The organism is Bacillus sp. JJ783 (assembly GCF_036963225.1).
In the GTDB taxonomy this organism is placed as follows: Bacteria; Bacillota; Bacilli; order Bacillales; family Bacillaceae_G; genus Bacillus_A; species Bacillus_A cereus_U.
Window position 1 is genome coordinate 5,947 of record NZ_JBALMG010000139.1, and the last position, 6,176, is coordinate 12,122.

Consider the following 6,176-nt stretch of genomic DNA (forward strand, 5'->3'; position numbering starts at 1 on the left):
ATGACACTACTTTCTTATTAAAAGATTGGGGTGTCGTAATTGGTGTTAGTATATTTATTATCATGGCGATGAGTAACCTAAAAGTAAAAGCATTTTTAAATAAGAGTGTATTTGTATACGTAGGGGAAATTTCATATAGTATCTATTTGTGTCATTTTCCAATCATGATGGTACTATTTAAACTTTTGTATACAAAGATACCTATCTTCTTACTTCTTACTTTATGTATTACAATGACACTACTTTTTTCTATAATATCGTATCATTTAATTGAAAAGAAATGTATCAACTGGGCAAAACAAAGAACAACTAATTTTCGAAAAAAAGTGTAATGCTTGAAGGAATCTTCTTTCTTTAGTAAATATACCTATATTACCGGCTCCTAAGTGTATTAGGAATCGGTCAATTATAGATTCTATATAAACATACTAAAATTGAATAAATTTTTAATTTTATATATAACTTTAACAATCCTCTTACTAAAGAGAATCTTCGTAACGTTTATCCAAACATAGCCGAAAATACAATTAGTAAAACGCTAGTTTCCTTGTAGCCGCTTTGTCATATAAAGCTAGTTTCAAGAGTACAGGTTTAATTCTATATTAATAATTATTAGGGGTAACAACACATCGCTATCTATATCTAGAATGTTATATAAAACTATTGAATATTTTATTCGTAAAAACAGAGGTGTAAAATGAATTTTATTTCCGAACTACTTGTTACCGTTGTAATTCCTACAATACAACTCACATTCTTGTTACTACTCCTTTTTGTTTTTAGCTACTTTGTAGTATACAAAAAGGTATGTAAAGGAGGAAAAAAATTTACGGTACAACAAATTATATTGTTTATATTAATAATAGGATATTATTCCCTTGCATTATCAGCTACTTCATTTGGTCGTCCAGATGATATAACTTTTGCAAGAACAATTGACTTTGATGTACTTAGTGTTTATAAAAAAGCATGGAATACCTTTTCATTTTCTTCTTTTTTCCACATTATTGTGAATATAGGTATGCTTTTTCCGTTAGGAATTTTATTACCTTTATTTAGTAATGTTTTTCAAAAAACAAAATGGATGTTAATCAGCTCAATTATAGCAAGTTTATTGATTGAAATCCTTGAATTTACAATGCAACGTGGAAGTATGGAACTAGCCGATTTACTTCATAATACTTTAGGAATGATGCTAGGATATTCTATGTTAAATATAGTTCTGATATTGTTGAAGAAAAAAGAAACAGATACACAAATGATCAAATATATATTCCTTCCGATTACAGTAAGTTTTGTTGCACTTGGAATAATGATTTCGTATCAAATGAAGGAATTTGGGAATACGCCTTTAGATCCCATTACAAAAATAGACATGACTGATGTCACTATAAAAACATCAATAGAGTTAAAAGACGAAGGTAAAAAAATGCCTGTTTACAAAGAGGAAATTCCAAACATGCCTGATGACAATGAGCCAGTTACAAAAAAATCACATATTCGAGATGTTGAAATTCTGTCTCCTAAAGAAGCATTTCAAAAACTAAAACAAGGAGACTTTGATCCTATAATATCTTTCAAAGCAGGTGATACATTAGTCATTACAGATTATAATATAGATTACTACGCTGATACAAAAGGCTTTTCTCAACCTATTTATGTTTTTCAAGTACGAATAAATGATAATGACAAAAATAGTTGGTCTCAGCCTATTTCCGCGAGAAAATAACGTGGATTTTCTTATTTTGTTCATGTGAAATAGTTTAATCTATTTGTACTTGTTCATTTTAAAAATCCCCTATGGAATTTAATTGAAATCGAAAAACATTTAGAAAGAACAATTACGTTGTGGACTATTGTATAGTGTAGATATAAATAACAAAAAAGGGGGACTAGATATGTGGAAGCGATTTGTAGCGATTGGTGATAGTTTTACAGAGGGGATAGGGGATGAAGTTGAGGGAATAGCATTAAAAAGCTGGGTAGATCATTTTGTTCAACTGTGTGTAAACGATATAGAATACGCTAATTTTGCAAAGCGTGGGTTAGTAACTAAAGAAATTCGCTCACAGCAATTGGAAAAGGCATTAACTTTTAATCCAGATTTGGTTAGTCTAATTGCAGGTGCAAACGATGTTTTAAAAGGACGTTGGAATCATGAAGCATATAAGAACGATATGGAATTTATGATAGATACATTAAGTAAAACAGATGCTGATATTATGATAGCAAGCCTTCCAGATTTTACAGTTCGGCTTCCGTTTTCTTCTGAAAAAAAACAAGTATTAAAAGAGCAATTATTAGAGGCAAATGAAATTATACTTTCACTGAGTAGAGAGTATAAGCTTCATCATGTTGACTTTTGGAATCATCATTTAGTTAATGACAATACGCTTTGGTCTACAGATTTAATTCATCCAAACTCAAAAGGATATGTAAAAGTTGCTGAATTGATTTTTAGTAGTTTGCCTGTACAGAAGTTAGAATAATAGTTCACAATTTAACAAATATGATATTTATACGCGTAATGACTCGCTATACAATCAAGAGGCAGAAGCAAAGAAAAGAATCGAAGTGAAATTCAAGCCACATTTTACAGTTGAAATAGAAGCATTCTAAAAGCTGAAATATAAGGAAACGATTAAATGATGATACCAAGATTAAACTTGATAAGTGGATAGAGAGACAAGAGGTAGTGAATTTATTATAAATTTACTACCTCTTGTAACAGCATATATTTTCACCGTATCTTGATATAATTACATGAGAAATAAATATACTTTTGTTATGTTAACAAGGAATACTAATAGAAAAGCGTGTTCCTTTTCCTTCTTTACTCTCTATGTCTATATCTCCGTTTAATTCTTTAATAGTACTGTAGGCAATCATGGTACCAAGTCCAGTACCTTTTTCAGTTGTTGAATAAAATGGTAAGGCAATTCGTTTTAGTTGTTCGGAGGACATTCCAATTCCTGAATCAATAATATCAATAACAACATTCCCTTTAATTTTTTGTATATTAATTTGCAATACTCCACCATCTATCATAGCCTCGATACCGTTTTGTATGATGTTAGTTAAACACAGTTTTAATTTTTCAGGATCAGCATTTATAAAAAGGGAGTCTGTAATATTCAGTTTTAATTTAACATTGTACGATAGAGCGATTGGTGAAATAGCATCTTTCACCTGATTTAAAATGTGATTAATATCTAGTTTCTCTTTTATAATGTTTTGTGGTTTGGTTAAAGATAAATAGTTATTTATAGTAGATTGTATTTGCTGCATTTCAAGTAACATAATTTCTAAGTACTTATCTTGAGACATCTTAGTGTTCTCATTTTCATTTAATAATTGAGTGAATCCGTGTACCGTGGTCAGTGGATTATGAATTTCATGCGCAATAGATGCAGCTAGTTCACTAGCTATATAAAATTTTTCTGCTCTTTGCATTCTTTCTTTCATTTTAAATTTTTCAATCATTCCCTCTATTAAATAAACGGATAATAATACTGTGAAAATATTAATGACTATATAATTTAATAAAAATTCAATGAGAGTAGAGCCAATTTTACCACCTGTGTTTATTTGAGTTATAATACCGAAGATAGAAAGTGAAGTTGTACATATCAAAACAAGTAGTATACTTAATAATATCTTTTTTTCCTTGAAATAAATGGGTAACAAGTAACGAAACATTATTGTAATACCAGTAATAATAGTAAAGATAATAAATGATGGGAAAACTCCGCTTCCGCCTAAGTAAAATCTATAAGAAAGATATAAAATTCCTATAGAAATAATGCTCTTTGTATTTCCATATAGAAAAACTAATATTATTGGAATAAAACGTAAATCATAAATAAACCCAGCATGTAAATGAAAAGGAAAAGTCATACAAAAAATAATTGCAATGGAGGAAAGAACAGAAATTAATATATTATTACATGCTATTTTTTCTTTATGTTCTAGCCAAAATACTTGATAGCTAAGGATACAAATAATAATAATAAAGGTATTTAATAATAGTGTAGAAATTCCCATAGTTTATGCCTCTCTGTTAGTTTGTATGTAGTATTATGAATGAATTTAATTTAGATTTTTGGTTTTATTAGATTTTCTATCTTTAAAAAGAAAGGGAAGGGTATTTGAAAAGTGATCTTTTACTATGTATATTAGAACCGATGAGGAAGATAGAAAAATTATCTATTAAAAAAGCTATTTTTAGTTATGTGCATTACAAATTGAAAGTAGCCCTTGTATAGGTAGCAGATGATGTATTTTTCAGAATAATTATACTTTTGAAGGAGCGAATATTCTGGAAAAAAAGTATGGATAGCGACAGATATTTCATAGCCTTCGCTATATTAACATGAAATTTATCGAATTACAAAGTGAAAATTAAAAATTTTTATTAGTTTATTTTATTTGAAAACGAAAAAGTATTCAACAGAATGTCGCGATTTCATTGTAATATTGCTTTCTTACTTTAATTTCCATGACTATGATCAGTGCTATGACTTACATAATAGGAAATGAATAACAGCTGATGAAAATCCCTTAAGGAAGTTCATATTTTTTCAAAATGTATTATGCTACAAGACATATTAGTTTTAGCGATTAAAAAAACTGTTGGGGTATTCCAGCAGTTTTTTGTTTTTGTGAAAGAATTGGATCCGTTATATTAGAAAGTTGTAGTATGCAAGATTGTATGAGAAAGATGGTTGATATTTTATTAACAAAACTTGGAGAGTCACTACATCCAATTATCCTATTAGTGAAGGAATGGGCGACTAATAATATGGAGAAGGTTTTGGAAAACAGAAATAACACTAAATAATATTTTAAACCTGTAATTGTTCATTACAAACAGCTTAAAAAGAAAAAACGATTGCCTCTTAGGATCCAAGCAATCGTTTTTTTATTTTTTTCGGAGATGAAATTTGTGTTTTTGTACTCTCTCTCCATCAAGTTAAAAAAATGCTTGTTCCCCAGTAATGAAAAAAATGAATTTAATTCTCATAAATAACTGTAAAGTGGTAAAAATTTCGTTTTGGGGGTAATTCAAAATCTTAAGTTAATGGGCATGGGTTGGAACCCTTTCTTTGTTTAGACCGGATATCCGCCTGTTGGCGGTGGCCAAGCACTAAATAATCTGCGAATCAGCACAATTTCTCCTAAATGGTAGGAGTTGTGAGATGCAATATTGCGTAGAACACCGCCCGGGGTTTCACCAGGCCATTCCTCCAATGTTTTGTCCAATTGAACGGTTTGGGCAATCGCGCATGCCTGTTCAATCCCCTGAAGAAAATACTGAATAATCTGTTGCCACTCTTCCTCACTGCCAGGACATTTTTCTCCAGGCCAGCTCTCTTTTACATGGGCAGGCAATGCAGGCTTCTTCCCCTGAGCGGATAATAAGAGAAAATCTTGCCAGTAGGTCATGTGTTTCACTAATTGATAAATAGAATAAGGCAGTTCCTCTCTGCGTTTTCCCGCAAGCGCCACGTCTATATCCGACAAAGCATTCTTGATGGGAAGATGTCCTCGTTCTCCTCTTAACGATTTTACTAATGCCTCGCTAAACGCTTTATTTGATTGTTCCATAATAACTGACTCCCATCCTGTTTTATTTTCTAATTTGCTGATTTTATGGTTCCGTCTCTTTTATATGCACTAAATATAGTATAGAAGATTTACGACTATTAAGAGAAAACAAAATAAGGAAAAAATAACAAGAATTACTGACTTCTTAACGTACAATTGTAGTAACAGATAAATCGAAAGTTCGAATAACAACATCCAGGTCTGCGTTAATGTCAGCCACTTTTGATTTTAGCTTTTCCGGTCCCTCCTGAATTTTATCCAATTGATTTTATCGTGAATGAACTATGAGTCGATTATAATGGTTAGAGTGAACTCTAAGTCAAGAAAAAAATAATAAAAGGATAGTTAGTCCATTATGAGGGCTAACTATCCTTTTCATTTACTAAAGTAAACCTTGATGAATGAAATAAATCTCGATGTAAACTATTAAATATCAGTTCACATTTGAAACCTTTATATTAATGATAACGTTCGCTAAATATATTCGCTTCTTTCGTTTGTAAGAATCTTAAAATCTTCCCTTTTTGAATGCAGCTTAACCATAAATTTAATTTTTTTTGTAAATGTGG

General features: G+C 30.4%; 5 protein-coding genes and 1 pseudogene. 3 read left to right on the forward strand and 3 right to left on the reverse strand.

Annotated elements, in window-relative coordinates:
• From V7038_RS24575 to V7038_RS24585, 3 genes are all read left to right on the forward strand, one after another.
• A partial coding sequence (locus V7038_RS24575; RefSeq protein ID WP_335695776.1) for an acyltransferase family protein occupies nucleotides 1-332 on the forward strand: 332 nt, incomplete at its 5' end.
• A 365-nt stretch (nucleotides 333-697) separates the two neighbouring features.
• Entirely contained in the window at nucleotides 698-1,729 is a 1,032-nt protein-coding gene (locus V7038_RS24580) for a VanZ family protein (RefSeq protein WP_002200461.1), read from the forward strand.
• A 142-nt stretch (nucleotides 1,730-1,871) separates the two neighbouring features.
• Nucleotides 1,872-2,489, forward strand: a complete 618-nt coding sequence (locus V7038_RS24585; protein ID WP_080013770.1) for an SGNH/GDSL hydrolase family protein — start codon at nucleotides 1,872-1,874, stop codon at nucleotides 2,487-2,489.
• Nucleotides 2,490-2,790: 301 nt separating this feature from the next.
• On the opposite strand, the gene V7038_RS24590 is transcribed toward V7038_RS24585, so the two are convergent.
• The 3 genes and pseudogenes from V7038_RS24590 to V7038_RS24600 all read right to left on the reverse strand — a co-directional run.
• A complete protein-coding gene (locus tag V7038_RS24590; protein WP_002109975.1) occupies nucleotides 2,791-4,044 on the reverse strand; it encodes an ATP-binding protein in 1,254 nt (417 codons plus the stop codon).
• A 1,065-nt stretch (nucleotides 4,045-5,109) separates the two neighbouring features.
• Nucleotides 5,110-5,607 (reverse strand): DinB family protein, encoded by a 498-nt coding sequence (locus tag V7038_RS24595; RefSeq protein ID WP_335695777.1) that lies wholly within the window; start codon nucleotides 5,605-5,607, stop codon nucleotides 5,110-5,112.
• Nucleotides 5,608-5,758: 151 nt separating this feature from the next.
• Nucleotides 5,759-5,845, reverse strand: a pseudogene (locus V7038_RS24600) (SDR family NAD(P)-dependent oxidoreductase); the annotation flags it as partial.
• Nucleotides 5,846-6,176 lie beyond the last annotated feature (331 nt).

Coding starts and splice junctions, on each gene's coding strand:
- V7038_RS24580 (WP_002200461.1), top strand. CDS start 698: ATGAATTTTATTTCCGAACTACTTGTTACCGTTGTAATTCCTACAATA.
- V7038_RS24590 (WP_002109975.1), bottom strand. CDS start 4,044: ATGGGAATTTCTACACTATTATTAAATACCTTTATTATTATTATTTGT.
- V7038_RS24595 (WP_335695777.1), bottom strand. CDS start 5,607: ATGGAACAATCAAATAAAGCGTTTAGCGAGGCATTAGTAAAATCGTTA.